This is a genomic window from Phenylobacterium sp., assembly GCF_013911965.1.
Lineage (GTDB): Bacteria > Pseudomonadota > Alphaproteobacteria > Caulobacterales > Caulobacteraceae > Phenylobacterium.
Map to the genome: position 1 here is coordinate 1 of NZ_JACESE010000029.1, position 25,351 is coordinate 25,351.

At 70.2% G+C, this 25,351-nt stretch carries 27 protein-coding genes and 2 pseudogenes; 7 read left to right on the top strand and 22 right to left on the bottom strand.

Annotated features, from left to right (window positions below; all coding sequences use genetic code 11):
- Window positions 1–90: pseudogene (locus tag H2041_RS18570) on the top strand (IS5/IS1182 family transposase); the annotation flags it as partial.
- Here the strand turns inward: H2041_RS18570 and H2041_RS18575 are convergent.
- The 5 genes from H2041_RS18575 to yajC are packed head-to-tail and all read right to left on the bottom strand — an operon-like array spanning window position 87 to window position 4,123.
- A complete protein-coding gene (locus H2041_RS18575; protein WP_293415290.1) occupies window positions 87–761 on the bottom strand; it encodes a squalene/phytoene synthase family protein in 675 nt (224 codons plus the stop codon). The pseudogene H2041_RS18570 and the gene H2041_RS18575 sit on opposite strands and share 4 nt — an antisense overlap.
- Before the next feature lie 43 nt (window positions 762–804).
- Entirely contained in the window at window positions 805–1,164 is a 360-nt protein-coding gene (locus tag H2041_RS18580; protein WP_293415292.1) for an Mth938-like domain-containing protein, read from the bottom strand.
- Window positions 1,165–1,167: 3 nt separating this feature from the next.
- Window positions 1,168–2,124, bottom strand: coding sequence for a protein translocase subunit SecF (secF, locus tag H2041_RS18585; RefSeq protein WP_293415294.1), 957 nt, complete (start codon window positions 2,122–2,124; stop codon window positions 1,168–1,170).
- Window positions 2,125–2,135: 11 nt separating this feature from the next.
- Window positions 2,136–3,740: a protein translocase subunit SecD gene (secD, locus tag H2041_RS18590; RefSeq protein WP_293415296.1), complete on the bottom strand. Its 1,605-nt coding sequence runs from the start codon at window positions 3,738–3,740 to the stop codon at window positions 2,136–2,138.
- A gap of 32 nt (window positions 3,741–3,772) precedes the next feature.
- Window positions 3,773–4,123: a preprotein translocase subunit YajC gene (gene yajC / locus H2041_RS18595; protein ID WP_293415298.1), complete on the bottom strand. Its 351-nt coding sequence runs from the start codon at window positions 4,121–4,123 to the stop codon at window positions 3,773–3,775.
- 118 nt (window positions 4,124–4,241) lie between these two features.
- Here yajC and H2041_RS18600 point away from each other — a divergent pair, with 118 nt between their 5' ends.
- Window positions 4,242–5,081, top strand: coding sequence for an ATP-binding protein (locus H2041_RS18600; protein WP_293415300.1), 840 nt, complete (start codon window positions 4,242–4,244; stop codon window positions 5,079–5,081).
- Window positions 5,082–5,090: 9 nt separating this feature from the next.
- Here H2041_RS18600 and H2041_RS18605 read toward each other — a convergent pair whose 3' ends face one another.
- The 12 genes from H2041_RS18605 to H2041_RS18660 form a co-directional block, all read right to left on the bottom strand.
- A complete protein-coding gene (locus H2041_RS18605) occupies window positions 5,091–6,407 on the bottom strand; it encodes a LysM peptidoglycan-binding domain-containing protein (RefSeq protein WP_293415302.1) in 1,317 nt (438 codons plus the stop codon).
- A gap of 114 nt (window positions 6,408–6,521) precedes the next feature.
- Window positions 6,522–7,178, bottom strand: a complete 657-nt coding sequence (locus tag H2041_RS18610; RefSeq protein ID WP_293415304.1) for a protein-L-isoaspartate(D-aspartate) O-methyltransferase — start codon at window positions 7,176–7,178, stop codon at window positions 6,522–6,524.
- Window position 7,179: 1 nt separating this feature from the next.
- The gene (gene surE / locus H2041_RS18615; protein ID WP_293415306.1) at window positions 7,180–7,956 is read right to left on the bottom strand and encodes a 5'/3'-nucleotidase SurE; all 777 of its coding nucleotides are present in this window, start codon (window positions 7,954–7,956) and stop codon (window positions 7,180–7,182) included.
- The gene (gene serS / locus H2041_RS18620) at window positions 7,953–9,233 is read right to left on the bottom strand and encodes a serine--tRNA ligase (protein ID WP_293415308.1); all 1,281 of its coding nucleotides are present in this window, start codon (window positions 9,231–9,233) and stop codon (window positions 7,953–7,955) included. Before serS ends, surE begins: the two co-directional genes overlap by 4 nt.
- Window positions 9,234–9,309: 76 nt before the next feature.
- The gene (gene tatC / locus H2041_RS18625; RefSeq protein ID WP_293415310.1) at window positions 9,310–10,212 is read right to left on the bottom strand and encodes a twin-arginine translocase subunit TatC; all 903 of its coding nucleotides are present in this window, start codon (window positions 10,210–10,212) and stop codon (window positions 9,310–9,312) included.
- Complete coding sequence (tatB, locus tag H2041_RS18630) at window positions 10,209–10,781, bottom strand: Sec-independent protein translocase protein TatB (RefSeq protein ID WP_293415312.1); 573 nt, start codon at window positions 10,779–10,781, stop codon at window positions 10,209–10,211. Before tatB ends, tatC begins: the two co-directional genes overlap by 4 nt.
- Window positions 10,782–10,887: 106 nt before the next feature.
- Window positions 10,888–11,103, bottom strand: a complete 216-nt coding sequence (locus tag H2041_RS18635; protein WP_293415314.1) for a twin-arginine translocase TatA/TatE family subunit — start codon at window positions 11,101–11,103, stop codon at window positions 10,888–10,890.
- 135 nt (window positions 11,104–11,238) lie between these two features.
- Window positions 11,239–11,892, bottom strand: coding sequence for an SMC-Scp complex subunit ScpB (gene scpB / locus H2041_RS18640; protein ID WP_293415316.1), 654 nt, complete (start codon window positions 11,890–11,892; stop codon window positions 11,239–11,241).
- Complete coding sequence (locus H2041_RS18645; protein WP_293415318.1) at window positions 11,889–12,704, bottom strand: ScpA family protein; 816 nt, start codon at window positions 12,702–12,704, stop codon at window positions 11,889–11,891. Before H2041_RS18645 ends, scpB begins: the two co-directional genes overlap by 4 nt.
- A complete protein-coding gene (gene nagZ, locus H2041_RS18650; RefSeq protein WP_293415320.1) occupies window positions 12,701–13,717 on the bottom strand; it encodes a beta-N-acetylhexosaminidase in 1,017 nt (338 codons plus the stop codon). Before nagZ ends, H2041_RS18645 begins: the two co-directional genes overlap by 4 nt.
- Window positions 13,714–14,478: an SPOR domain-containing protein gene (locus tag H2041_RS18655; RefSeq protein WP_293415322.1), complete on the bottom strand. Its 765-nt coding sequence runs from the start codon at window positions 14,476–14,478 to the stop codon at window positions 13,714–13,716. The genes nagZ and H2041_RS18655 overlap by 4 nt, the downstream gene beginning before the upstream one ends.
- Window positions 14,479–14,583: 105 nt before the next feature.
- The gene (locus H2041_RS18660; RefSeq protein ID WP_293415324.1) at window positions 14,584–15,762 is read right to left on the bottom strand and encodes a deoxyguanosinetriphosphate triphosphohydrolase; all 1,179 of its coding nucleotides are present in this window, start codon (window positions 15,760–15,762) and stop codon (window positions 14,584–14,586) included.
- Window positions 15,763–15,844: 82 nt separating this feature from the next.
- On the opposite strand from H2041_RS18660, the gene erpA reads away from it, so the two are divergent.
- The 5 genes from erpA to H2041_RS18685 all read left to right on the top strand — a co-directional run bounded on the left by erpA (window position 15,845) and on the right by H2041_RS18685 (window position 18,950).
- Entirely contained in the window at window positions 15,845–16,177 is a 333-nt protein-coding gene (gene erpA, locus H2041_RS18665; RefSeq protein WP_293415326.1) for an iron-sulfur cluster insertion protein ErpA, read from the top strand.
- Between the two features lie 72 nt (window positions 16,178–16,249).
- Window positions 16,250–17,029, top strand: a complete 780-nt coding sequence (xth, locus tag H2041_RS18670) for an exodeoxyribonuclease III (protein WP_293415328.1) — start codon at window positions 16,250–16,252, stop codon at window positions 17,027–17,029.
- Between the two features lie 53 nt (window positions 17,030–17,082).
- Window positions 17,083–17,805 (top strand): hypothetical protein, encoded by a 723-nt coding sequence (locus H2041_RS18675; protein WP_293415330.1) that lies wholly within the window; start codon window positions 17,083–17,085, stop codon window positions 17,803–17,805.
- A gap of 48 nt (window positions 17,806–17,853) precedes the next feature.
- Complete coding sequence (locus H2041_RS18680; protein ID WP_293415332.1) at window positions 17,854–18,546, top strand: NnrU family protein; 693 nt, start codon at window positions 17,854–17,856, stop codon at window positions 18,544–18,546.
- Window positions 18,547–18,608: 62 nt separating this feature from the next.
- Complete coding sequence (locus H2041_RS18685; protein WP_293415334.1) at window positions 18,609–18,950, top strand: hypothetical protein; 342 nt, start codon at window positions 18,609–18,611, stop codon at window positions 18,948–18,950.
- On the opposite strand, the gene H2041_RS18690 is transcribed toward H2041_RS18685, so the two are convergent.
- The 5 genes and pseudogenes from H2041_RS18690 to H2041_RS18710 form a co-directional block, all read right to left on the bottom strand.
- Complete coding sequence (locus tag H2041_RS18690; RefSeq protein ID WP_293415336.1) at window positions 18,947–19,654, bottom strand: aspartate/glutamate racemase family protein; 708 nt, start codon at window positions 19,652–19,654, stop codon at window positions 18,947–18,949. The genes H2041_RS18685 and H2041_RS18690 overlap by 4 nt on opposite strands.
- Window positions 19,641–21,374 carry a dihydroxy-acid dehydratase gene (gene ilvD / locus H2041_RS18695; protein WP_293415338.1) on the bottom strand — a complete coding sequence of 578 codons (1,734 nt, stop codon included), beginning with the start codon at window positions 21,372–21,374 and terminating at the stop codon, window positions 19,641–19,643. Before ilvD ends, H2041_RS18690 begins: the two co-directional genes overlap by 14 nt.
- A gap of 71 nt (window positions 21,375–21,445) precedes the next feature.
- Window positions 21,446–22,720 carry an aminotransferase class V-fold PLP-dependent enzyme gene (locus H2041_RS18700; RefSeq protein ID WP_293415340.1) on the bottom strand — a complete coding sequence of 425 codons (1,275 nt, stop codon included), beginning with the start codon at window positions 22,718–22,720 and terminating at the stop codon, window positions 21,446–21,448.
- 12 nt (window positions 22,721–22,732) lie between these two features.
- Window positions 22,733–25,132 (bottom strand): TonB-dependent receptor, encoded by a 2,400-nt coding sequence (locus H2041_RS18705; protein ID WP_293415342.1) that lies wholly within the window; start codon window positions 25,130–25,132, stop codon window positions 22,733–22,735.
- Window positions 25,133–25,264: 132 nt separating this feature from the next.
- Window positions 25,265–25,351, bottom strand: a pseudogene (locus tag H2041_RS18710) (IS5/IS1182 family transposase); the annotation flags it as partial.

A 25,351-nucleotide genomic window follows, 5' to 3' on the forward strand; every position in this document is an offset into this window, starting at 1 on the left:
CGCTTCGACAAGCTGGCCAGGAACTTCCTCGCCGCCGTCCTGCTCGCCTCAACCCGCCTGTGGCTCAGAGCTTATGAGTCCACGCCCTAGAGCCGGCCGGTCAGCGCCGCCCAGGTGATCCGGGCGCGCTTGCGCAGGTCCGAACCCGGCCGCCCGCGCAGATAGCTCTGCGCCAGGCTGGCATGGGCGGCCGCCGGAAAGGCGGCGACGCCGACCCCCTTCGCCTGCGCGAGCAAGGCCTCGATCTGCGCCCGGTCCGCTTCGGGCCGCCGGGCCAGGGCCCAGGCCGCGCCGGCGGCCTCGGCCTTGTCGCCATCGGCCGCGCCGGCCAGACGACGCGCGACAAGGCGAGAGGCCTCACCCGCCGTGCCCCGCGCCCAGGCGAGCGCCTCGTCCGGCGCCATTGGCGCAGGGTCCAGTTCGCGATAGCGCGCGTCGATCATGGCCTCCAGCGACGTTCTCGGCAGATCATGCCGACGGACCGCCGCGGCCAGCGCCTGAGCGGTCGGGTGACGCCGCACGGCGCGACCCTCGAAGGTCTCGTCCAGCACCTCGCGCCACCAGGTCAGGCGGATCTCGCTCAGCAGGGGATTGGACGCCACCCGCGGCGCCCGCGCCAGTTCGTGGTCGTAGGCGTAGATGGCGATGGCGTCGGCCCTCGCTTCAGGATCGGCGATCAGACGGCTCGACAGCCAGCGGTCCGGATCGACCCGCGCGACCAGGGCGTCGAGGTCCTCGGGCGGGGGCGCGTCGTCGGTCATGCTGCTCCTTGAAGCCTCGGCCCGCGAAGCGGCCAAAGGCGCCTCAGATGGCGATGAGGCCGCAGGCCAGCCGACGGCCCTCGCTCGTCAGCACATTGTACATGCGCGAGGCGGCCGGCGTGTCCATGTACTCCAGGCCGAGTCCGGCCTTCTGAAGCATCTGGCGCAGTTCGCGCGGCGGAAGGGCGTTGGCCGCGCCCGTGCCCAGGAGCAGGAACTCGACCTCCCGGGCGCCGGCGGCGAAGACGGGATAGAGGGCGTCGGGCATGGCCTCGGACAGGCTGCGCACCGGCCAGGGGCTCGCCACGTCGGAGACGATCAGCAGCGAACCCGGCATCCAGACGCCTGAGACCCGGAAGCCGCCCGGGCCAAAGGAATCCACGCTGGGCGCGTTGCGGGCCACGGCTCAGCGGGCCAGGGGTGCGATGGGCTCGACGTCCTCGTCGCCGCGCTTGACTCCCCAGAGCAGGATGACCGGCGCAGCGACATAGATGGACGAATAGGTGCCCAGCACGATGCCGAAGATCATGATGATCGAGAAGCCGAACAGAGTCGGTCCGCCGAAGAGGGCGAGACCGCCAAGGGCGAGCACGGCGGTCAGGCCGGTGATCACCGTGCGCGACAGCGTCTCGTTGATCGACAGATCGATCACCTCGCCGAGCGGCATGCGCTTGTACTTGCGCAGGTTCTCGCGGAGGCGGTCGAACACCACGACCGTGTCGTTCATCGAATAGCCGATGATGGTGAGGATGGCCGCGATGGTGGTCAGCGAGAATTCCAGGTCGAACAGCGCGATCACCCCGAAGGTCAGGATCACGTCGTGGAAGAGCGCGATCACCGCCCCGAGACCGAACTGCAGTTCGAACCGGAACCAGATGTAGAGCAGCATCAGCACGATCGCGAGGCCCAGGGCCAGGAGACCGCTCTGGAAGAGCTCGCCCGACACCTTGGGGCCGACCACCTCGGTCTTGGCGAAGGTCACCTCGCCCAGGGTCCGCTCCAGGGTGGCCTTCACCTCTTCCACCGCCTGGGCGGCGCTCTCGCCTTCCGGAGTCTGGAAGCGGACCATGGCCGAGGACGGGGCGCCGAAGGCCTGGACCTGGACGTCTCCCATGTCCATCTCGCCCAGCGCCCGGCGAACCGCGCCAAGGTCGACCGCTTCGGGGGCCGTCGAGATCTCGAGCAGCGTGCCGCCCTTGAAGTCGATGCCGCAGTTCAGCCCGCCGCAGGGCGGCGTCAGCGGATAGAGGGCCAGGAAGAGCGAGGCGATGGTCGCGAGCAACGACAGCGCGCCGGCGTACTTGGCGAAGGCGACGAACCGGAAGTTCGTCTTGATCGGCAGGATCTTGATCAGGGGCCACATGGCGGGCGACCTCAAACGATCGGCAGGGTCTTGGGCCGCGCAGCCCGGAACCACAGGGCCAGCAGGACCTGGGTGACGAGCACGGCGGTGAAGACCGAGGTGACGACGCCGATGGAAAGCGTCCAGGCGAAGCCGCGCACCGGGCCCGAGCCGAACTGGAACATGATCAGCGCGGCCAGGATGGTGGTGACGTTCGCATCGATGATGGTGGTCATGGCGCGCGAGAAGCCCGCGTCCATGGCCGATATGACCGGTCTTCCGGATCGGATCTCGTCGCGCATGCGCTCATAGATCAGCACATTGGCGTCGACCGCCACGGCGAGCGTCAGGATCAGGCCGGCGATGCCCGGCAGGGTCAGGGTCGCCTGGGTCACCGACATGACGGCGATGATCAGCAGGCCGTTGATCAGGAGCGCGATGACGCTGATCCCGCCGAACAGGCCGCCATAGGCGACCAGCATGAAGGCCAGGATGGCGACGAAGCCGACGCCCGTGGAGATCTGGCCGGCGCGGACGGCGTCGGCGCCCAGTTCGGCCCCCACGGTGCGCTGCTCCTCGACGGTCAACGGCGCGGGCAGCGCGCCGGCGCGGAGCAGGACGGCGAGGTTGTTGGCGGTTTCAGGCGTGAAGCTGCCGGTGATCTGACCGCTGCCGCCGGTGATGGCCGACTGGATCGTCGGCGCAGAGATCACCTTGCCGTCGAGGACGATGGCGAAGCGCTTGCCGATGTTGGCGCTGGTCACCTCGCCGAAGCGGCGGGCGCCCTGGCTGTTGAAGCGGAAGCTGACCACCGGCTGGCCGGTCTGCTGGTCGAAGGCCTGGCGGGCGTCGGTGAGCATCTCCCCCGAAACCACGGCCCGGCGACGCACCACGATGAAGGGCGTCGGGCCCTCCTCCATCGGCAGCACCTCGGATCCGGGCGGGGCGCGTCCCTGGGCGGCGGCGGCCAGATCGGCGGTCTCATCGACCATCTGGAAGGTCAGCTTGGCGGTCTGGCCGATGACGTCCTTCAGCCGCTCCGGATCGCTCTCGCCCGGCGCCTGGACGACGATGCGGTTGACGCCCTGGCGGATGATGGTGGGCTCCTTGGTGCCCAGTTCGTCGATGCGGCGGCGAATGATCTCGATCGACTGCTCCACCGCGCGCGCCGCCTCGGCGTTGACCGCGTCCTCGACGAAGCTGATGCGGATACCCGCCTCGCCTTCGGTGCGGACGAGCACGTCGCTCCCGCCCGTGTTCCCGGCGATGGGCGCGCCGAGATTGTTGCGCAGCAGGGACGCCGCCTCGGCCTGCTGGTCCGGATCGGTGACCGTCAGGGTGATCTCGCCGTCCTGCTGCCGCAGATTGGAGAAGGCGATACGCTCGCCCGTCAGGGTGACGCGCGCATCCTCCACCGTATTGACCAGCCGCTCGGCCCGCAGGGCGTCGGTGTCGACCTCCAGCAGCAGGTAGGAACCGCCCTGCAGGTCGAGCCCGAGATTCAGCGTCTGCTTCGGGAAGAAGCTCGGCAGGGAGGCCAGGGTCTGCTGGGGCAGCAGGTTCGGCAGGGTGAAGAGGACGCCGAAGATCACCGACAGGACGACGGCGATCACCTTCCAGCGCGACAGGTTCATCATGAGGCGAAGGCGCCCTTAAGCTCTCGCGGAAATCAGGACTTGGCGTCGTTGGCCGGCGCGGGCTCGCCGCGGACGCGGACCTCGGAGATCATGCCCTTGACCACCTTTACAGTGACGCCGGTGGCGATTTCGAGGCCGACCTCGGCGTCCTCGACGCGCACGACCTTGCCGATCATGCCGCTGGACAGCACCACCTGGTCGCCGCGCTTCAGGTTGGCGATCATCTGCTGGTGCTGCTTCATCCGGCGCTGCTGCGGCCGGATCATCAGGAAATAGAACAGCACGACCAGGAGGATCAGCGGCAGGAACTGCATGATCATGGCGGCGGGCCCGCCGGCGGCGGCGCCGGCGGCGGTCTGGGCGAATGCGGGGGTGGCGAACATGGCCTCTCCGGCTAGCGGTCTCTACGGGCCGGACGAACCGGCCCCTCTTCAGGTCGGCGGAAGCTATGCGTTGCGCCCCCCTTTTGCAATGCGAGCCCGGCGGCTAAGCAGCGCACCCATGGACGCATCGCTCGAACCCCTGCTCGCCCGCATCGCCGAGGCCCTGGAACGACTGGCCCCGCCGGTGGCCGGCAAGGCGGACTTCGCCGGTGCGAAGCTCTTCCGCCATGATCCGGCGACCGGCGATTTTCATCCGGCGCCCGACTATCCGCTGGGTCTCGACTCGCTGGTGGGCGTGGATCGCCAGAAGACGCGGTTCGTGGAGAACCTGGAGCGGTTCGCGCGGGGCCTGCCCTTCAACCACGTCCTGCTGTGGGGCGTGCGCGGCACGGGCAAGAGCTCGATCTCCAAGGCGGCCTTCATGGCGGTGGCGGAAGCGCGCGCCGACCTGAAGCTCGTCGAGGTCGACCGCGATCAGGTCACCGCCCTCCCCGCCCTGTTCGACGTCCTGCGGGCGCGGAGCGAGCGATTCGTGGTGCTCTGCGACGACCTGTCGTTCGAAGAGGGCGCGGCGGCGGCCAAGGCGCTGAAGTCGGCGCTGGAGGGCGGCGTCTCGGGACCGCCGGCCAACGTCCTCTTCGTGGCCACCTCCAACCGGCGCCACCTGATGCCGCGCGGTCACCAGGAAGACCGCGGCCTGATCGCCAGCGCCGAGGACGCCGAGGAGGAGGTCAGCGTCTCCGACCGCTTCGGCCTGTGGATCGGCTTCCCGCCCATGGATCAGCCGACCTATCTGGCGGCGGTCCGCGCCTATGCCGCGCAGTTCGGCCTGGCCGATCCCGACCTCGACCGACGCGCCCTGCAATGGGCGCAGCTGCGCGGCGCGCGGTCCGGCCGGGTGGCCTGGCAGTTCATCCGCGACCTGGCCGGGGAGCAGGGGAAGCCCCTGCCCCTCTGACCTCTCGCCCTACTGCGGCAGGACGAGCATCGGGTCGATCGGCCGGGCGCGGTCCTGCGGCGTGGGCGCATAGCGCACCTCGAAGTGCAGCTGAGGCTCGGACACGCCGCCGGTGTCGCCGGCCTGACCGATCTGCTGCCCCTGGGCGATCTTGTCCTGCATCTTCACGTCCACGCGGGACAGGTGGCCATAGGCCGTCACCCAGCCGTCGGCGTGCTTGATGAGGACGAGGTTGCCGAAGCCCGGCACCTGGTCGCCCGCATAGACCACGTCGCCGGCGGCCGCGGCGCGGACCGGCTCCCCGGCGCGGGCGCGGATGTTGACGCCGTCGTTGCGTTGGCCGGTCCCCTTGGGGCCGAAGGTCGAGAGCATGTCGCCCCGCAGCGGCCACAGGAACCGCCCCCGGCCAAGCTGCGAGATCTGGGCGTCGGCCGGCGTGCGGGTGGACGGGACGATGGGCGGCGTGGTCGGCGCCGGCGCCGGCGCCGGATTGGCCGGGCTCGGCCGCGCCGGCGGCGGGGTCGTCACCGGCGGCGTGCGAGCCGGCGCCTGAGCCGGCGGCGGCGAAGTCGGCGGCGGCTGGGTCGGCGCGGGCTGGGGACGTGGCGGAGGCGTCTGGGCCGGCGGCGAGCTGGCGACCGGAACGCGAACGGTCGAGGTGATCGGACCGGTGTCGCGGAAGCCGTCCGGCAGGATCAGCCGCTGCCCCGGACGGATCACGTCGGAAACCTGCATCGCATTGGCGTCGGCGATGGCCTGGCTGGACACGTTGAACCGGCGGGCGATGGCGTAGAGCGTGTCGCCGCTGACCACCACATAGGCCTTGGTCTTGCTCGAAGGCCCTTTGAGGACCTGCCCCGGACGGATGACGTAGTTCGGCGCCGACAGGTTGTTGTCGGCCGCGAGCTGGTCGCGCGTCGTATTGAGCTTGCGCGCGATGCCATAGACGGTGTCGCCGGCCTCGACCGTGTAGCTCTGCGGCGGGCCGTCGGCGTCGACCACCTGGCCGGTGGCCGAGGTGCGGGTGACCGTCTCGTATTCGATGGCCGGCGGCGGCGGCGGCGGCGGGTAGGAGTCGCTGGGCCGCGGCTGGGCCGACGGCAGCGGGTCCAGCGGGCGCGATTCCACCGGACTTGTGGGCTGCGCGGCCGGCGGCGGCGTCTCGCCGGGCTGGACGCCCGGTTCGATGGCGGGCGGCGGGGCCTGCCCCGGCGGCGGCTGGCGTACGGGGAAGTTGGGCCGCACCGGCTCGACGCCCGAGGGCTGATAGGTGGTGCAGGCGGCCAGGGCGCTTCCCGCCAGCAGGATCAGGGCCGTCCGAGTCATGAAATGCGTCATCGCCGCTCCGTGGGGCAGGTTCGGAATCAGTCGAGGCGTCTTGGTTTATGATGGGTTAAGGCCGACGCCCAAGCCAACCCACAATGGCTCCGCCGCAGCGGCTCAGAGTTCCCGGGCGACCCCGTCGAGAAGCGGGACGAAGCGCACCTCGCCCAGGTCCTCGACCGTGTGGCCCCCCTGCCCGTCCGCCGTGTAGCGCTTCAGCACCTGGACGGGCCCCTTGCCGACGGGCGCCACGAGAATCCCCCCGGGTTTCAGCTGGGAGAGCAGAGCCTTGGGCTCATCTGGCGCCGCGGCTGTGACCATAATGCGGTCGAAGGGCGCCTGTTCGGGCCATCCCTGCCCGCCGTCGCCGAAGCGCGTGATGACGTTGGTCAGCTCCAGCGCCTTGAAGCGGGCCTCGGCCTCGGCCATCAGCGTCCGGTAGCGCTCCACCGTGTAGACCAGACGAGCCATCTTGGAGAGGATCGCCGTCTGGTAGCCGGAGCCCGTGCCGATCTCCAGCACCCGCGACCTCGGCTCGATCTTCAGGGCCTGGGTCATCAGGCCGACGATGAAGGGCTGGCTGATCGTCTGGCCGCAGGCGATCGGCAGGGCCGAGTCCTCGAAGGCGCGCTCCTGAAAGAGATCGGGCGTGAAGAGCTGTCGCGGCGTCGCCTCCAGGGCGCGCAGCACCTTCGGGTCCGTCACGCCCTGCGACCGGAGGGACAGGACCAGCCGGGCGAGCCGGGTTTCGGGCGTGTCGTCGTCCTGTGCCATCTCACGCCTTGGGGGGAGCCCCGCCGAGCACCTTGCGCATATTGAAGACGGTTTCGGCGTGCGTCAGGTCGATGTGCAGCGGCGTCACCGAAATCCGGCCTTCGTAGAGCGCCAGGAGGTCCGTGCCGTCGGCCGGCTGCGACTTCTCCTGCCGGAAGCCCATCCAGTAGTAGTCGCGGCCGCGCAGGTCGCTGCGTCGCTCGGCGTGGCGGACCTGCACGTCGCGGAAGCCCTGGCGCGTCACCTCGACCTCCGTCACCTCGCCCAGCGGCCGGTTCGGGAAGTTGAGGTTCATGACCACGTCCTTGGGCCAGCCGATCTCGATCAGCCGCTTGACGATGCCGGGCGCGAAGGCCTCGGCCACCTCGAAGAATGGGTCGCTGGGATGCAGGCCGCCCATCTGCGACAGCGCGATGGAGGGCACGCCCATGGCCATGCCCTCGATGGCGCCGGCCACCGTGCCCGACATGGTCACGTCCTCGGCGATGTTGGCGCCGCGGTTGACGCCCGACAGCACCAGGTCGGGCTTGGCCCCTTCGATCAGTTCGGTCATGCCCAGCATGACGCAGTCGGTGGGCGTGCCGGTGATGGCGAAGCGCCGCGGATCGATGGTCCGCACCCGCACGGGGTCGGCGAGCGTCAGGGCGCGCGAGGCGCCCGACTGCTCGTACTCCGGCGCACAGATCCAGATGTCGTCCGACAGCTGGCGGGCGATCCGCTCCAGAGCCGCCAGCCCCTCGGCGTGAATGCCGTCGTCGTTGGTCAGCAGGATCCTCATGCCGCGCCGCCGATGCGGGTCAGGCCGCCCATGTAGGGATGCAGGGCCTGGGGCACGGCCACGGCGCCGTTCTCGTCCTGATAGTTCTCCAGGATGGCGACCAGGGTGCGCCCGACGGCCAGGCCCGAGCCGTTCAGCGTATGCACGAAGCGCGTGCCCTTCTCGCCGGCCGCGCGCGTGCGGGCGTTCATCCGGCGGGCCTGGAAGTCGCCGCAGTTGGAGCAGGAGCTGATCTCGCGATAGCGCCCTTCCGAGGGGATCCAGACCTCCAGGTCATAGGTCTTGCGGGCCGAAAAGCCCATGTCGCCCGAGCACAGCAGCATGGTGCGGAAGGGCAGCTCCAGCGCCTTCAGCACGGCCTCGGCGCATTCGACCATGCGCTCGTGCTCGGCCTCGGACTGGTCCGGCGTGGTGATCGAGACGAGCTCGACCTTCTGGAACTGGTGCTGGCGGATCATGCCGCGGGTGTCGCGGCCCGAGGCGCCGGCCTCGGAGCGGAAGCAGTGGGTGAGCGCCGTCAGCCGCAGGGGCAGCTCCTCGGACGGCGTGATCTGCTCGCGCACCAGATTGGTCAGCGACACCTCGGCGGTGGGTATCAGCCAGCGGCCGTCCTCGGTGTGGAACAGGTCTTCGGCGAACTTCGGCAGCTGGCCGGTGCCGAACACCGCCTCGTCGCGCACCAGCAGCGGCGGCGAGACCTCGAGATAGCCGTGCTCGCGGGTCTGCAGGTCCAGCATGAACTGGCCGAGCGCCCGTTCCAGCCGGGCGAGCTGACCCTTCAGCACCACGAAGCGCGCGCCGCTCATGCGGGCGGCGGCCTCGAAGTCCATCAGGCCCAGGCCCTCGCCCAGGTCCGTGTGGTCCTTGGGCGCTGCGATGGCGAAGGGCTCGCCCCAGCGGCGGACCTCCTGGTTGTCGGTCTCGTCGGCGCCGGACGGCACGTCCGGAGCGGGGATGTTCGGCAGGCCCGCCAGCAGGTCGCGCAGGGCCTCGCCGGTGTCGCGCTCCACCGTCCCCTGCGTCTCCAGCACGCCCTTCAGGGTCTCGACCTCGGCCATCAGCCGGGCCGCCTCGGCCTCGTCCTTGCGGCCCTTGGCCTGGCCGATCTGCTTCGAAAGGTCGTTGCGCCGGCTTTGGGCGCTCTGCAGTTCGGTCTGGGCCGCGCGCACGCGCTCGTCCAGGGCCAGCAGCTCGGCCACGACTCCGGACCGGCCCTTCGCGCTCCAGGCCTTCTCATAGAGGTCGGGATTGTCGCGAATAGCCTTGATGTCGTGCATGGAAGCGCCGGCGGTCTGGAGGTGAGCGGCCTTCTCTAGAGCGCGTCGGCCATGGGGCCAAGCCCGGAGGCGAGGCTCAGATGGGGATGACGTCGCTGCCCGGCTCGTCGGCCTCGTCGCGCCGCCTACGGCGCTCCATGAGCCCGACGCACCAGATCGAAATTTCGTAGAGCAGGATGATCGGGATCGCGAGCGAGAGCTGGCTGATGGGGTCGGGCGGCGTGACCACCGCGGCCACCACGAAAACCCCGAGGATGGCGTAGCGCCGGCCCGTGCGGAGCATCTGTGCGTTGACGACGCCGGTGAGCGCCAGAAGCGTCAGGACCACCGGCAGCTGGAAGCAGAGGCCGAAGGCCAGCAGCAGGGTCGTGACCAGGGTCAGATAGTCCGAGACCTTGGGCAGGAGCTCCACCGACACCGCGCCCGATCCCACGATCTGCTGCGACAGCGAGAACCACAGCACGAAGGGCAGGATCATGAAGTAGACGAGCGCGGCCCCCAGCAGGAACAGGCCCGGCGCCGCCACCAGAAACGGCAGGAAGGCCCGCCGCTCGCGCTTGTAGAGACCCGGCGCCACGAAGGCGTAGACCTGATAGGCGATGATCGGGAAGGCCACAACGACGGCCCCGAAGGCCGCCAGCTTCAGCTTGGTGAAGAAAAATTCCAGCGGCGCGGTGAAGACCAGCCGCAGCCGCTCGCCGGCCTCCGGCGCCTCGCTCATGCCGGCCAGCGCCGAGATCAGGGCGAACGGGCCGTGGGCATGCCCCTCCCCTTGGGCGGCCATCAGCCGCGCCGCCGTCTCGAAGGGCTTCAACAGGAAGATATAGATCGGCTCGGCGAAGGCGAAGCACAGGCCAAAGCCCAGGCCGAAGCCGACGATGCAGACGATCAGGCGCTTGCGCAGTTCGATCAGGTGGTCGAGCAGCGGGGCCCGCGAGGCCTCGATCTCGCGCTCGTCCTCGTCGTCATAGGTGCTCACGCCTGGCCCTCCGCAGGCTTGCGGCGGGCGCGTGGGGACTTGGGCTTGTCGGCGCCGTCGGAGGGCGCCTTGGCCGAGCGCCTGGCGGCCTTCGCCTTCGTTCCGGGGGCGTCCGCCGTCTTCGCCTTGGCCGGCGCCTTGGCCTTGGCCGCGGGTTCAGGACCCGCCGCCGGTTCCGGGGCGGGCGCGGCGTCCGGCGCGGCGGAAGGCTCCGGCTCGGACAGGGACTGCGTCCCGGCATAGGGGTGGGCGGCCGGGCTGACCTGCATGTCGCCCCGCGCCAGGCCGCTCTCGATCTCGCGCATCACGGCCTGGGCGTCGGTCCGTCCGAGCTGCTCGTCGGCCAGACGGCCCGAACGCAGGGCCTCCACCTCGCGGCGCAGGTCGTCCAGTTCCGACTGCCGCCCCATCTCGTCGAAGCTGGCGCGGAACTCGGCCGCCATGCCGCGCAGCCGGGCGGTGAACTGGCCCAGGCGACGCATCAGCACGGGCAGGTCCTTGGGCCCCACCACCACCAGGGCGACGATGCCGATGAGCAGGAGCTCGCCTGCGCCGATGTCGGGAAGCATGGCCGTTATCGCCTAGAGCCCAGAGGGCCGAATGGAGAAGCGGCCGCCGCGCCGGGCAGCCGCGAACGTGATCCTTGCGCCGGACGGGCCGGCGCCAGCGCAGAGCCTAGCTCCGCACCTCGTCCTTTTCCCGTTCGGGAATGGTCTTCACCGGCTGCTGCTCGGCATGCTCGCTGGTCTCCTCGCCCTTCAGGCCGTCGCGGAAGGCGCGGATGCCCTTGGCGGCGTCGCCCATGACGGACGAAATCTTGCCCCGCCCGCCGAACAGCAGAGCGAAGACGACGAGGACGATCAGCCAGTGCCAGATCGAAAACGAGCCCATAAGGCGAAACTCCTTTGTTGAGCGGCGCTCAGCGACCGCGTCGCCCGCCCCTCACTCCAGGTCAATATAAAGGGTGCGACCCCCAAGCGCCAAGGCGAGGGACGCGGCGTTTTTGCGCGGGGCGGTTCTGAGGCCTCAGCGCGAGCGGCTCTCCTCGTCGGGACCGAGGAAGTCGGTGTGGAATTCGGGCGCCTCGTCGTCGGTCTCGAGCGGATCCTCGTCGCTCCGCACGGCCGAAGGATCGGGGACCGCGAAATCCGGCGGAAGGTCGAGGCTGAGAAGACCGGCGGCCTTCATCTCCGCCATGCCCGGCAGGTCGGCGAGGCTGGCCAGGCCATAGTGCTCAAGGAAGGCGTCGGTCGTGCCATAGGTCACCGGCCGCCCCGGACTCCGCCGGCGGCCGCGCATGCGGACGAGGCCCAGCTCCAGCAGCACGTCGAGCGTGCCCTTGCTGGCCTGCACGCCGCGCACGGCCTCGATCTCGGCCCGGGTCACGGGTTGGTGATAGGCGATGATGGCGAGCGTCTCCTGCGCCGCACGCGACAGGCGCCGCGGCTCCTCCCGCTCCTCGGTCATCAGGTGGGAAAGATCGGGGGCGGTCTGAAATCGCCAACGGTCGGCGACGCAGGCCAGCTCGACCCCCCGCCCCTCGTACCGCGCCTTCAGGGCCATCAGGGCGGCGCCCACATCGGCGTCGGGCGACAGGCGTTCGGCCAGTTCGGCGGCGCTCAGGGGGCCGGCCGCGGCGAACAGCAGGGCTTCGATGGCCCGCTCCACCGGATCGGTCATGCGCTGACCTCCCCGCGGCGGGCCCGCAGGTAGATGTCGGCGAAGGCCTCGAGCTGCCGAGCCTCCAGAGCGCCCTCCTTCACGAGCTCCAGGCTCGCCGAGAGGGTCGAGGCGACGAAGGAGGCCTGGGAGGGTCCGTCGCTGAGCGAGGCGCGGACCGGCGCCACCCCGGCCAGCGGCGTCCAGCGGTCGAGCTCCGGCAGCAGGCCGCGCAGCCGGTCGCGGGCGGCTTCCAGCGGATAGGCCTTAGGCGGACGGGGCGCGTAGTGACGCGCCTCTTCCCGCCGGCGCTGATCGAGATAGGCGTCCATCAGGCCGTAGAGGTCGCCCTCCAGCCGCATGGACGGAATGATCCGGATCGCCTCGGGATCGCCGCGGACGAAGACGTCGCGGCCGAGCTGCGGCCGCGCCTTCAGGGCCTCTGCGGCCTGGCGCATGGCGTCCAGCTTGGCGAGGCGGAAGGCGAGCTGGGCGGCCATCTCCTCGGCGGGCGGCTCCTCGGCCTTGGGGCGCTCGGGCTTGGGCAGCAGCAGGCGCGACTTCAGATAGGTCAGCCAGGCGGCCATGACGAGGTAGTCCGCCGCCAGGGAGAAGCGCAGCCGGCGCGCGCGGTGGACGAAGGTCAGATACTGCTCGGCCAGCTTCAGCACCGAGAGCTTGAGCAGGTCGACCTTCTGGGTGCGGGCGAGCGCCAGCAGGACGTGCAGCGGACCTTCGTAGCCGTCGACGTCGATGATCAGGGCCTCGCCGTCCTCGGCCGCCGTGGCGGCGGCTTCGAAATCGAGATTCGGCTGAAAGCCGGGCCCGCTCATTGCGCCTCGAAGGCGGCGGCGAAGCGCGCCCTCGCCTCGGCCACGTCGAAGGGTTCGGGCGTTCTGGCGATCCGCGCCAGCGCGGCCTCGGCCCGGCGCTTCGCCCGACCGGCCAGCGGCCGGCACGCCTTGGCGATCTCGCTCATCTCGTCCATGTCGCCGTTGCAGTGCAGGACGACGTCGCAGCCGGCAGCCAGCGAGGCCCGCGTCCGGGCGCGGAAATCCCCCGACAGGGCCTTCATGGAAAGATCGTCGCTCATGACGAGACCATCGAAGCCGATGGCGCCGCGGATGACCTCGGAGATCGCCTTGCGCGAGGTGGTGGCCGGGCGTCTGGGATCGATGGCCGTGTGGACCACGTGGGCCGTCATCGCCATCGGCATGTCCGACAGCACGCGGAAGGGGACGAAATCGGTCGCGTCCAGCGCTTCGTAAGGCGCATCGACCACGGGCAGATCCAGGTGGCTGTCGGCCGTGGCGCGGCCGTGGCCGGGGATGTGCTTGATGATCGGCAGGACGCCGCCAGCGATCAGCCCCTCGGCGGCCGCGCGGCCCAGCAGGGCTACCTGCTCGGGCGTGTCGCCATAGGCCCGGTCGCCGATGACGTCATGGGCCCCGCGCTGGGGCACGTCGAGGACAGGCACGCAGTCGACATTGACGCCGAGTTCCGCCAGGTCGTGGGCCAGAAGGCGCGCGCCCAGGCGCGTGATCTCCCGCTTCAGCAGCGGATCGTTGCCGGCCAGCTCGCCATAGGCGCGGCCGGGCGGATAGACCGGCCAGTGCGGGGGCCCGAGCCGCTGGACCCGGCCGCCTTCCTGATCGATCAGCACCGGCGCGTCGGGGCGCTGCACCGTCTCCCGCAGCGCCTCGACCAGGCGGCGCACCTGGCCCGGGCTCTCGACATTGCGCTTGAAGAGGATGAAGCCCCAGGGCCTCACGTCGCGGAAGAAGGCCTCCTCTTCCGCGGTGAGGCTCAGGCCCTGGCAGCCGAAGATGCAGGCCTGGATGCTCACCGGACGAAGCAGCTCCGGCCGGTGGACTTCAGTCGCTCGCAGAAGGCGGTAGCCTCGGCGCGGGTGTTGAAGCCGGTGACATAGCCCCGATAGAGGGTCTTGCCGTTGCTCTGCACGGGCTCGACCCGCTTGCCCTTGCCGGCCGCGAGGTCCGAGACCGCGCGCACCGCCTCGGTCCAGCCGGCGTCGGCCAGGGCTTCGGAAGAGAAGGCGCCGACCTGCACCATGGCCGCGCCCGTGGCGGCGGCCGGCGGCGCCGGCGGGGTGGCCACCTTGTTGGAGGGGGCGACCTGGGTCTTCGGTTCGGGCGCCTTGGGTTCGGGGGTCTTGGCGGCCGGCGCGGGCTCGGCCGGAGGCGCAGGCCGGGTCTCCACCGGCGCCGAGGGACGCAGGTCCGGCGCCGTGGGCCGCGCCTGGGGGGCCTCCGGCGGCGCCACGAAGTTGGGCTCGCCCGGCGTCACGTCGCCGTCCTCGGACTGATAGATCTGCAGCCCCGTGGCCGGATCGACCGGCTGGTCCTCCGGCGAGGGGGCCGTCTTCATCTCTCCGATCGGCGCGCCCACGGTCTGCGGCGGCTCGCCCGCCTCACGGGCGCCGGAGCGGTAGATGAGGACGATGGCGGCCACCAGCACCACCAGGACGATGGCGCTGACCACCAGGATGATGGGCGTCGGCCGCGAGCCGCGCACGGGCTGGCGGGCGTCGAAGGAGAGCGGCGCATCGGTCGGAGGCGTATAGGCGCCGCGATCATGGTCGGACATCGCGAAGGCTCCGCGGGAATCGTGTCAGGGCCGCACGAGTGCGAATCGCGCGGCGGTCGAACTCAGTCTAACGAAACAGACCGCCGCGCGGCCCCTTCCCGACGGCTAATTCCAGACGTCGAGATGGAAAAGACGGCGGTGTTCCTCGATGGCGTACCGGTCGGTCATGCCCGCGACGTAATCGCAGATCACCCGCGCCCGCCCGGCCTCGTCGCGGTCCTTCAGGCGTGCGAACCACTCGGTGGGCAGGACGTCCGGCTCGCGCATGAACAAGCCGAACATCTCGGCCAGAATGCGGCGCGCCTGGCTGCGGGTGCGGTTGACGCGCCAGTGCCGGTACATGCGCTCCATCAGGAAGGCGCGCAGCTGCGCCAGGTCCTCGGCCATGTCGCGGGAAAAGGCGACCAGCGGCCCGCCCATCATCCGCACGTCCTCCGGACCGGACAGCCCGTGGGCCGCGGCGCGACGCGCGGATTCGGCCAGCACATCGCCGACCATGGCGCCGATCATCCGCCGCACGGCCTCCAGCCGGACGATGCCGGGGTCGATGTCGGGATACTCCTTGAAGACCTGATGCAGGATGGGGCCGATCAGCGGCACGTCCAGCAGTTCCTTCAGATGGAACAGGCCCGCCTGCACGCCGTCGTCCACATCGTGGTTGTTGTAGGCGATGTCGTCGGCGAGCGCGGCGACCTGGGCCTCGGCGGAGGCCCAGGTCGAAAGGCGCAGGCCGTACTCGGCGTCGAACTCCGCGATGGCGCTCCAGGACGGCCGGTCGAGCTTCCCGGCCACCGGGCCGTTGTGCTTGATGACGCCCTCCAGCGTCTCCCAGGTCAGGTTCAGGCCCTCGAACCGGGGATAGCGGCGCTCCAGCTTGGTGACCACGCGGAAGGTCTGGACGTTGTGGTCGAAGCCGCCGTAGTCGGCCATCAGGATCTGCAGCTCGTCCTCGCCGGCGTGGCCGAAGGGCGGGTGACCCAGATCGTGCGCCAGCGCGATGGTCTCGGCCAGATCGGCGTCCAGCCCCATGGCCGCGGCCACCGAGCGGGCGATCTGCGCCACTTCCAGCGAGTGGGTCAGGCGCGTCCGGAAGTGGTCGCCTTCGTGGGCGACGAAGACCTGGGTTTTCTCCTTCAGCCGCCGGAACGCCGTCGAATGGATGATCCGGTCGCGGTCGCGGGCGAACGGCGTGCGGGTGGCGCTTTCGGCCTCCTCGAACTTGCGCCCGAGGGAGGTGGCGGGGTTTTCGGCGAACGGAACGCGGGGTGGCAGGGTGGCGGCCATCAAGCCCTTCTTCGCTAAGGCCTCTTGGTCGAAGCCGCTCTCGACCTCATATAGTCCAGGCAACCGGTTCGTTTAACAGGCCATGACCACTACCGACCTGACCCTTTCCCCCGCCGCCGCCGAGCGCCTGAAGGCCATCAGCCAGGCCGAGGGCAAGCCGGTGATGCTGCGCGTCGCCGTCGAGGGCGGCGGCTGCTCCGGATTCCAGTATCAGCTCGACCTGGTCGACCAGGCCGAACCCGACGACCTGCGCATCGAGCGCGACGGCGCCGCGGCCCTGGTGGACGAGGTCTCGCTCGTCCTGCTGAAGGGCTCGGAGATCGATTTCGTCGACGAGCTGGTCGGCGCGGAATTCAAGATCCGCAATCCCAACGCCAAGTCCAGCTGCGGCTGCGGCGTCAGCTTCTCCATCTGAAGCCACTCGGTGATTGAGCCGGAGGGTGCGCCCCTCTAGCTTCGCGCTTCGCCGCGAACGCTGGAGAGCTCGATGCGCCTGGCCACCTGGAACGTCAATTCGATCAACGCCCGCCTGGAGACGGTGACGCGCTGGTTCGAGGAGGCCCAGCCCGACGTCGCCTGTCTGCAGGAGATCAAGTGCGTCGATGAGAAGTTTCCGGCCGAAGCCTTTGAAAGGCTTGGCTATAACATCGCCGTCCACGGCCAGAAGTCCTACAACGGCGTGGCCCTGCTATCGAAGACCCCGCTGGAGGACGTGACCCGCGGCCTGCCCGAGGGGGACGGCGACGAGCACGCGCGATACATCGAGGCGGTGGTCTCCGGACCCCGGCCCGTCCGGGTGGCTTCGATCTACCTGCCCAACGGCAATCCGGTCGAGAGCGAGAAGTTCGCCTACAAGCTGGAATGGATGGCGCGCCTGAACCGCCACGCCCAGAACCTGCTGAAGCTGGAAGAGCCGCTCGCCCTGATGGGCGACTACAATGTCATCCCCGAGCCGCGGGACGCCGAGAACCCCGAGCGCTGGGTCGGCGACGCCCTCTTCCGCCCCGAGACTCGCGAAGCCTTCCGGGCGCTGAAGTGGCTGGGCCTGACCGAGGCCTATCTGCAGGCCGACGGGGCCCCCGGCGCCTACACCTTCTGGGACTATCAGGCCGGCGCCTGGCAGCGGAACCACGGCATCCGCATCGACCACGCCCTGCTCTCGCCCCAGGCCGCGGACCTCCTGCGCAGGTGCGAGATCCACCGCGACGTGCGCGGCTGGGAAAAGCCGTCGGACCATGTGCCGCTGGTGATCGAGCTCGACCTCTAAGCGGCTTCTCGCCCTGCGCGAACAAGGTTAGCTTCGCCGTCATGGACGAGACGGTGCGACTCCTTCTCTGGCTGGCCCTGGCGGGCGCCGCGGTGACCTTCGCGGGGTCGGCGGCCATCTGGTTCATGGACGAGGAGCGCCGCATCCGGCGCGCCTTCCGCCATGTGATGAAGGTCCCGGCCGACGCTGTGATCGTCTCTGTGGGCCGCGGCCGCGGCGCAGGCTTCAGCTTCTCGCGAAATCTCGCCGCTGTGGCCTGGGAATCCGGGGCCTGGTGCCTCGTCTACCGCCTGGAGGAACTGGTCGGGGTCGAGCTGATCGTCGATGGCGACGTGCGCGCCCGCGTCTATCGCGGCGAGACGCGTCGCGCCCTGGAGCAGACCTCCGGGGGCGTCGGCCAGGTCAGTCTCCGGCTGATCTTCGACGACGCCCGCTATCCCGATTTCGAGCTGGAACTCTGGGGGCCGGGCGATGCGACCCGCCGCAACGCCCCCTCGCCGGTCGAGGCGATCCAGGAGGGCAACCGCTGGGTCGCACGTGCGGAGGCCATCCTGCGCCGCGCCGCGCCTGCGCGCGCCGCCGCGGTCCGTCCGGCTGCGCCGCCGCGCCCCGAGCCTGCGCCCGTCGCCGCGCCCGGCCCGGCTGCGGCCGCGGACGATCCGCCCTGGGACGAGGACGAGCCGCCAGCCCCGCGCGCGCGGGCCACGTCGCGGCGAGCCGTCCGCGAGCCCGAGACCCGCGACCTCTTCGACGACCCGGACGAAGCGTTCTCTTGACGCTGTAAATTTTCAGGCGGAAGGTCAGGCCGCCTCGGGGGAACGCCAATGACCAACCTGATCGCCGCCGCAGCCGTCTTCGTCCTCATCCATCTGCTGATCTCGGGCACGCGGGTGCGCGACGCCCTGGTCGCCCGGCTGGGCGAAGGCGCCTATATGGGCCTCTTCTCCCTGGCCTCGGTGGCCGCGCTGGCCTGGTTGGGCTTCGCCTATGCCGGCGCGCGGGACGACGCCTGGAACCTCGCCTACTGGGGCGTGACGCCGGCCGGACGCCACCTGCAGCTGAGTCTTCAGGTGATCGCCTTACTGTTCATCGTCCTGGGCCTCGCCACGCCCAATCCCACCAGCGTGAAGCAGGAAGGGGTGCTGGACCGGGACGACGCCGTGAAGGGCATACTGCGCGTGACCCGCCATCCCTTCCTCTGGGGCGTGGCCATCTGGGCCGCCGGGCACCTGATCGTGAACGGCGACCGCGCCAGCCTGATCCTGTTCGGGTCGCTGCTGGTCCTGGCGGTGTTCGGCACGGCGAGCATCGACGCCAAGCGCAGGCGCGCCCTGGGCGACCGGTGGTCGGGTTTCGCCGCGCGGACCTCCAACATTCCGTTCGCCGCCGTCCTGACCGGGCGGCAGAAGCTGAGCCTGGGCGAAATCGGCGTGATCAAACCGGCGATCGCGCTGGGCGTCTATGCTGCGCTGCTCTTCGCCCACCCTTACCTGTTCGGCGTTCCCGCCCTGCCGTAGGGCCTTGATCCCGCGTCGTTCACGCGAGAAAGTCGGCCCCCTTTCCGAGGGTGGAGGCCGCCATGCGTTCTGGACTTGTCGCACTCGCCGCAGGCGCGCTGCTGGCCTCCGGCGCTCAGGCGCAGACCCTGTCCCTTCACAAACCGGCCGACCTGAACAAGGACGGCGTGGTGACCGCCGCCGAGCAGGCCGAGTACGAGGCGAGCAAGGGAAAGGCCAAGCCCTGGGACGAACCCAGCCCCTTCTCCGTGTCCGCTCCGCCCTCGAGCGGTCCGAACGTCACCTTCAACCAGGGGCCCGCCGACTACACGACCCAGCCGCGGCTGGCGGACCGGGCGGTGGAGGCGAGCGGCTTCGAGGAATACATCAACGCCGAGGCCGAGAAGAAACGGGCCGACCGCTAGGTTCCCAGCGCGAAATCGAGCGCCGCGCCGACGTGCGCCACGGCTGAGTCGACCACCGGCAGGCCCACCGCGTCCGGCTCCAGCAACAGGCCGATCTCGGTGCAGCCGAAGATAACGCCGTCGGCGCCCTCGGCCCGCGCCCGCTCGATCAGGGCCATGACGGCTGTGCGTGAGCCGACATCCGTCACGCCCTGGCAAAGCTCGTCATAGATGATGGCGTGGAGGCGCTCCCGCCCCGCCTCGCCCGGGATCATGGCCTCGATCCCGTGTGCGGCCAGCCGGTCGCGATAGAACGCCTTCTCCATCGTGAAGCGGGTGGCCAGCAGCAGCGGCCGCCTCACCCCCTGCGCCTTGAGCCCTTCGGCGGTCGCATCGGCGATGTGGATCAGTGGGATGGAGACGGCGTCGGCCACCGCCGGCGCCACCAGGTGCATGGTGTTGGCGCAGATCATCAGCGCCTCCGCCCCCGCCTGCTCCAGGCGGCGCGCGGCCTCCGACAGGACGGCGGCGGCGGCGTCCCAGTCTCCCTCGGCCTGCATCCGGGCGATCGGCGCGAAATCCACCGACCAGAGCAGCAGTTCGGCCGAGTGCAGGCCGCCCAGACGGGCGCGGACGCCCTGGTTGAGGAGCTGATAGTAGGTGGTCGTGCTCTCGGCGCTCATCCCGCCGATCAGGCCCAGCCGGCGCATCTCAGATGTCGGCATAGACGTGGGTCTCGGCCGCCTGGCCGGGATGGGTGACCGCCCCCTTGTGCGCCGGGCCGACGGCTTGCGCGAATTTCCACAGCGCGCCGGAATTGTAGTTGGTCCGGCGCGGGCTCCAGTGGTGCTTGCGGTGCTCCAGCTCCACCGGATCGACCTCGATGTCGATGGTTCCGGCCTCGGCGTCGATGGCGATGATGTCGCCGTCCTTGATCAGGGCGATGGGCCCGCCGGCCTGGGCCTCCGGCCCCACATGGCCGATGCAGAGTCCGCGCGTGGCGCCGGAGAAACGGCCGTCGGTGATCAGGGCCACCTTGTCGCCCATGCCCTGGCCGTAGATGGCCGCCGTGGTCGACAGCATCTCGCGCATGCCGGGTCCGCCGCGCGGGCCTTCGTAGCGGATGACCAGGACGTCGCCTTCCTTGTAGTCGCCGCGCTCGACCGCCTCGAAGCAGGCCTCCTCGCCGTCGAAGACCCGCGCCGGCCCGCGATGCCGGGTGTGCGACAGGCCCGCCACCTTCACGATGGCGCCGTCCGGCGCGAGCGTGCCCCACAGGCCGACCACGCCGCCCGTCGGCGAAAGCGGATTGCTGACCGGCCGGATCACCTCCTGGTCGTCGCGCCAGGTCACCTCCGCCAGGTTCTCCGCCAGCGTCTTCCCCGTCACCGTCATGCAGTCGCCGTGCAGGTGGCCGCCTTCGAGCAGGGTCTTGAGCAGCATGGGCACGCCGCCGGCCTCCCCCATGGCCTTCGCCACGAAGCGGCCGCCCGGCTTCAGGTCGGCGATATAGGGCGTGCGGGCGGCGATCTGGGCGAAATCGCGCAGGGTGAACTCGATGCCGCACTCGTGCGCCATGGCCGGCAGGTGCAGCCCCCCATTGGTGGAGCCGCCGGTGGCCGCCACCACGACGGCGGCGTTCTCGAAGGCCTTCCGCGTGCAGATGTCGCGCGGCCGGATGTTCTGCTCGATCAGGCGGACCACCGCCTCGCCCGAGGCCCGGGCGTAGGCGTCGCGATCCTCATAGGGCGCGGGCAGCGCCGAGGAGAGCGGCAGGGCCAGGCCGATGGCCTCCGACACGCAGGCCATGGTGTTGGCCGTGTACTGGCCGCCGCAGGCGCCGTCGCCGGGACAGGCGTGCTGCTCGAGGTCGCGCAGGTCCGCCTCGCTCATGGCGCCGGCCGAGTGCTGGCCCACGCCTTCGAAGACGTCCTGCACCGTGACCTCCTTCCCCCGCCAGCAGCCCGGGAGGATGGAGCCGCCATAGAGGAAGACCGAGGGCACGTTCAGGCGCAGCATGGCCATCATCATGCCCGGCAGGCTCTTGTCGCAGCCGGCCACCCCCACCAGCGCGTCATAGGAATGGCCGCGCATGGTCAGTTCGACGGAGTCGGCGATCACCTCGCGGCTGACCAGGGAGGAGCGCATGCCCTCGTGGCCCATGGCGATGCCGTCGGTGACGGTGATGGTGCAGAACTCCCGGGGCGTCGCGCCGGCGGCCTTCACGCCTTCGCTCACCGCATGGGCCTGGCGCATCAGGGCGGTGTTGCAGGGCGCGGCCTCGTTCCAGCAGGAGGCGACGCCGACGAAGGGCTGGGCGATCTCACGGCTGCCCAGGCCCATGGCGTAATAATAGGACCGGTGCGGCGCCCGGCTCGGCCCCTCGGTCACATGCCGGCTGGGCAGGTTCGACTTGTCCCAGCTTCCGTCGGGCTTTCTGTGCATGGCGAGCGCTCCTGTCCCTTTGGTCTCTGCGTAGCCGCAGGGAAGGAGAACGCCAAGCCGGCCCTCTCGCCTCAGGCCTTCGCGAGATCGGCCAGGGCCGCGGCCAGACGGTCGGCCTCGGCGGGCGTCGTGAACGTGCTGACGGTCGCCCGCACGCAGGCGCCGCTGGCGAGGCCGAAGCGCGGCACCGTGAAGATGTCGTACCGTTCCAGCAGCGCCTTCGAGAGGGCCACATTGGACGGACCGTCCGCCCTCCCCGCCAAGCGGAAGCCGGCGAGGGCCGAACCCAGCCGGTCGTCTTCGGGGGTCAGCAGCTCGATCCCGCCGACGTCGCGCAACGGCTCGGTCCAGCGGCGGCGCAGCCAGGTGAGACGCGCCTCCTTGGCCGCCGCGCCGGTCGCCTCGTGGAAATCCAGCGCATCCTCCAGGGCCAGATAGGCGGCCATGTTGGAGGTGCCGGTGTGAACCCGGCGGCGCACGTCGCCTTCCGAGTACTCGTCGCTGCCCATGAACGGGTCGATGGCTTCGACGCGATCCTTGCGGATGTACAGCACGCCGACGCCGATCGGCGCGCCGATCCACTTGTGGGCGTTCAGGCCCACGAAATCGCAGCCGAGCTCAGGCAGCCTGAAGTCCACCTGCCCCCAGGCGTGGGCGGCGTCCAGGATGACGTCCACGCCCCGCGCCCTGGCCAGGTCGGCGATCTCCGCCACCGGCAGGCGAAGGCCGTTGCGGTGGCTGACCTGGGTCAGCAGCAGGAGCCTGGCCCGGGGATGGGCCGAAAGGACCGCCTCATAGGCGTCGATCAGGCCCTGGTGGGTCGCCGGTTCCGGCAGGCCGAACTTCACCACCTCCACGCCGCGGCGCTGGGCCAGCCAGTCCATGGCGGTCTGCATGCTGTCATAGTCGAGGTCGGCATAGACGACGGCGTCGCCCGGCCCCAGTCGGTTGTAGCCGGCGATCAGGATCTGCAGGGCCTCGGTCGCCCCGCGGGTGAAGGCGATCTCCTCCGCCGCGACGCCGAGATTGGCGGCGACCCGGGCGCGGATGCGCTCCAGGTCCGCGCCGTACTCGCGCCGCGAATAGTAGGAGTTGCGGCGGTTCACCATCCGCTGGTGGCGTTCGTAGGCCTCCAGCACCGGCCGGGACATGACGCCCCAGTTGCCGTTCTCGAGCTGGACGACCTCGTCGGTGAGGTCGTACTGGGCGGCCACGCGCCCCCAGTACGCCTCGTCGCTTGGAGACGCCGGCCCGCCCGCCGGGACGGTTGCGGCCTGGGCGGCGCCCAGGACGGGCGCCGTCGCCAGGGCCGCGCCCAGGATTCCGCGGCGGGTGAGCCGGTCCATTCTCCGTCCCTCTTAGAAGTTCACGTCCAGGCGGACGTAATACATCGCGCCATTCGTGTCGTAGGGCGAGTTGCGCGAATAGACGAGGCCGCGGCTGGCCTGGAAGACCGCCTCGTCCGGATACTTGTCGAAGATGTTCTCCGCCCCGACCCGCACCGTCGCCCGGTCGGCGAAGGCGTAGCTGGCCGAGAGGTCGAAGAAGGTGATGGCGCCGAAGCTCTGGAAGATGTCGCCGGTCGAGTTGCCGGTGGAGTCCGTCCATTCGCCATAGTAACGCGCGCGGCCGACCACCTCGAACGGCCCGAAGCCGTAGGTCGCCGAGGCCGTGGCGTTGTGCTGCGGCCGGGATTCCTCGAACAGGCGCTTCTGGGTGGCGCTCGCCGAGATCGAACCGGCGGTGACCTCGGTCTCGTTGTAGTTGTAGGCGGCGGTCAGGTTCAGGCGGCCTGCCCCCAGCGCACGGTCATAGGCGCCCACCACGTCGACGCCGCGGGTGCGGGTGTCGAAGTCGTTGGCGAACCAGTTCACGCGGGTGAAGGACGACGCGCCCGGCACGCCGGCGGCCACCAGCTGAGCGCGGATCGCCGGGGTCACCGTGATCGAGGCCGAGGTGGAGAAGCGGTCCGACACGTCGATCTGGTAGGCGTCGATCGACCCCGACAGGCCGTAGTCCGTCCGCCAGGTGAGGCCGGCGGTGAAGGATTCGGACTCTTCCGGCTCCAGCGGTTCGGCGCCCAGGAACACGGCCACCGGGTTGGTCGGCGACAGACGCCCGGCGGTGAAGAGCTGCAGCGTGACCGTATCCAGGCCCTGGGAGGTGCTGGTCGAGTTCAGCTGGCCCGGCGTGGGGGCGCGGAAGCCGGTGGAGTACGAGCCGCGCACCGCCAGGTTCGGGGTGATCTCGAACCGGGTGGCGACCTTGCCGTTCACCGTGTCGCCGAACTCGGAGAAGTCCTCGTAGCGGACGGCCACGCCGCCGCTCCAGCGCTCGGTGAGCTGGGCCTCGACGTCCACATAGGCGGCGTAGCTCTCCTGCTCCCACTCCCCGGCCTGGATGTCGGAGAAGCCGGGGAAGCCGTTGGCGTTGGGCGCCAGGCCCGTGGCCGCGCCCGGACCGACGGCGTAGGACGCCTCGTCACCGGTCTTGATCTTGTAGGTCTCAACCCGACGCTCCGCCCCGAAGGCGATGTTCAGGGGCGCCGCGAGCGCCGCCATGTTCATGCGGTAGACGCCGTCGGCGTTGAGGTTGAACTCCTCCTGCACCAGCTGGCCGAGGTTGAAGTCCGTCGGGCTGTTCGGCCCCAGAGAGGCGTTGATCGAGTTGTTGAGCAGGAACTGGCTGCGGTTGCGGCCCACCGAGGCGCTGACGTCCCAGGTGAAGTCCCCCCGTTCGCCGCGCAGACCCGCCGCGGTCTGATAGTCCTCGCCCTTGATGCCTTCGATGGGCGTGAAGCCCGCCGGATAGATCGAACGCAGGTCGAAGCCCGGGAAGGCGGTCGAGGGGCCGAAGATGGCCGGGTTGGTGGCGGGGTTGCGCCAGTTGATGTCGTTCCAGCCCTCGGTCTTGGTGAAGGTGGCGAAGCCGTAGAGCTCGGCCATGTCCATGACCGGCGCGGCCATGTCGACCGCCAGGCTGTGCGTCTCCAGCTCCGGATTGCCCCACCGCTGCACCGGGTCGGGAACGGTCAGGCCGGGATTGGCGGCGGCGAAGTCGATCGCGTCCTGGCGCTGACGGGTGCGAGAGGTCTCCTCCGCGTCGGACCATTCGGCGGTGAAGGCCAGATGCCCGCCCTCGCCGAGGCCAAGGCCGGCGCGGGCGCCGGCGCGGTAGGTCGTGCCGTCGCCTTCCGAGAACTGGCCGAGCTGGGCGAAGCCGCTCACGCCGATGTCGTCCTTCAGGATGACGTTGATGACGCCGGCGATGGCGTCCGAGCCGTACTGCGCCGAGGCGCCGTCGCGCAGCACCTCGATCCGCTCAACCGCATAGGACGGGATCTGGGCGAGGTCGGCCGACTGGGCGCCGCGCGAGCCGAGGAAGGCCGAGCGGTGGAAGCGCTTGCCGTTGACCAGCACCAGGGTCTGGTCGGGCGACAGATTGCGCAGGGTGGCCGGACGGACGAACTGCAGCCCGTCGGAGGTCGGCAGGCGCTGGACGATGAAGGACGGGATCTGCTGGGCCAGGTTCTCGCCCAGTTGCGGCGTGGCGGCGGCCTGGATGCTCTCCCCCGAGAGCACATCCACCGGCGCAAGGGTGTCGAACTGGGTGCGGCCGGCTTCGCGCGTGCCGGTGACGATCACCTCGTCGACGATGCTGGCGACTTCCGTCTGCGCCAGGGCCGATCCGGCGATCACCGACGTCGCGACGAACGCAGCCGTCGCATAGAGGCTGCGCCGCAGATTGTAGGACTGCATGTTTTATCCCCGATCCTGTTGGTCGAAATCTCGACCAGCCGGCTCTGAACCTGAGCCATGACGGGGACACGACAGCCCGATGAATTTTCAGGCGCGACGCGGAACGCCGGTTTCCCGGCGTTCCCGCACGGTCTAGGGCGTGGACTCATAAGCTCTGAGCCACAGGCGGGTTGAGGCGAGCAGGACGGCGGCGAGGAAGTTCCTGGCCAGCTTGTCGAA

What these genes read in the sequence shown, in the direction of transcription:
- H2041_RS18575 (WP_293415290.1), bottom strand. Translation starts at nt 761, where the DNA reads ATGACCGACGACGCGCCCCCGCCCGAGGACCTCGACGCCCTGGTCGCG.
- secF (WP_293415294.1), bottom strand. Translation starts at nt 2,124, where the DNA reads ATGTGGCCCCTGATCAAGATCCTGCCGATCAAGACGAACTTCCGGTTC.
- secD (WP_293415296.1), bottom strand. Translation starts at nt 3,740, where the DNA reads ATGATGAACCTGTCGCGCTGGAAGGTGATCGCCGTCGTCCTGTCGGTG.
- yajC (WP_293415298.1), bottom strand. Translation starts at nt 4,123, where the DNA reads ATGTTCGCCACCCCCGCATTCGCCCAGACCGCCGCCGGCGCCGCCGCC.
- H2041_RS18600 (WP_293415300.1), top strand. Translation starts at nt 4,242, where the DNA reads ATGGACGCATCGCTCGAACCCCTGCTCGCCCGCATCGCCGAGGCCCTG.
- H2041_RS18605 (WP_293415302.1), bottom strand. Translation starts at nt 6,407, where the DNA reads ATGACTCGGACGGCCCTGATCCTGCTGGCGGGAAGCGCCCTGGCCGCC.
- H2041_RS18610 (WP_293415304.1), bottom strand. Translation starts at nt 7,178, where the DNA reads ATGGCACAGGACGACGACACGCCCGAAACCCGGCTCGCCCGGCTGGTC.
- surE (WP_293415306.1), bottom strand. Translation starts at nt 7,956, where the DNA reads ATGAGGATCCTGCTGACCAACGACGACGGCATTCACGCCGAGGGGCTG.
- serS (WP_293415308.1), bottom strand. Translation starts at nt 9,233, where the DNA reads ATGCACGACATCAAGGCTATTCGCGACAATCCCGACCTCTATGAGAAG.
- tatB (WP_293415312.1), bottom strand. Translation starts at nt 10,781, where the DNA reads ATGCTTCCCGACATCGGCGCAGGCGAGCTCCTGCTCATCGGCATCGTC.
- H2041_RS18635 (WP_293415314.1), bottom strand. Translation starts at nt 11,103, where the DNA reads ATGGGCTCGTTTTCGATCTGGCACTGGCTGATCGTCCTCGTCGTCTTC.
- scpB (WP_293415316.1), bottom strand. Translation starts at nt 11,892, where the DNA reads ATGACCGATCCGGTGGAGCGGGCCATCGAAGCCCTGCTGTTCGCCGCG.
- H2041_RS18645 (WP_293415318.1), bottom strand. Translation starts at nt 12,704, where the DNA reads ATGAGCGGGCCCGGCTTTCAGCCGAATCTCGATTTCGAAGCCGCCGCC.
- H2041_RS18655 (WP_293415322.1), bottom strand. Translation starts at nt 14,478, where the DNA reads ATGTCCGACCATGATCGCGGCGCCTATACGCCTCCGACCGATGCGCCG.
- H2041_RS18660 (WP_293415324.1), bottom strand. Translation starts at nt 15,762, where the DNA reads ATGGCCGCCACCCTGCCACCCCGCGTTCCGTTCGCCGAAAACCCCGCC.
- erpA (WP_293415326.1), top strand. Translation starts at nt 15,845, where the DNA reads ATGACCACTACCGACCTGACCCTTTCCCCCGCCGCCGCCGAGCGCCTG.
- xth (WP_293415328.1), top strand. Translation starts at nt 16,250, where the DNA reads ATGCGCCTGGCCACCTGGAACGTCAATTCGATCAACGCCCGCCTGGAG.
- H2041_RS18680 (WP_293415332.1), top strand. Translation starts at nt 17,854, where the DNA reads ATGACCAACCTGATCGCCGCCGCAGCCGTCTTCGTCCTCATCCATCTG.
- H2041_RS18685 (WP_293415334.1), top strand. Translation starts at nt 18,609, where the DNA reads ATGCGTTCTGGACTTGTCGCACTCGCCGCAGGCGCGCTGCTGGCCTCC.
- H2041_RS18690 (WP_293415336.1), bottom strand. Translation starts at nt 19,654, where the DNA reads ATGCCGACATCTGAGATGCGCCGGCTGGGCCTGATCGGCGGGATGAGC.
- ilvD (WP_293415338.1), bottom strand. Translation starts at nt 21,374, where the DNA reads ATGCACAGAAAGCCCGACGGAAGCTGGGACAAGTCGAACCTGCCCAGC.
- H2041_RS18700 (WP_293415340.1), bottom strand. Translation starts at nt 22,720, where the DNA reads ATGGACCGGCTCACCCGCCGCGGAATCCTGGGCGCGGCCCTGGCGACG.
- H2041_RS18705 (WP_293415342.1), bottom strand. Translation starts at nt 25,132, where the DNA reads ATGCAGTCCTACAATCTGCGGCGCAGCCTCTATGCGACGGCTGCGTTC.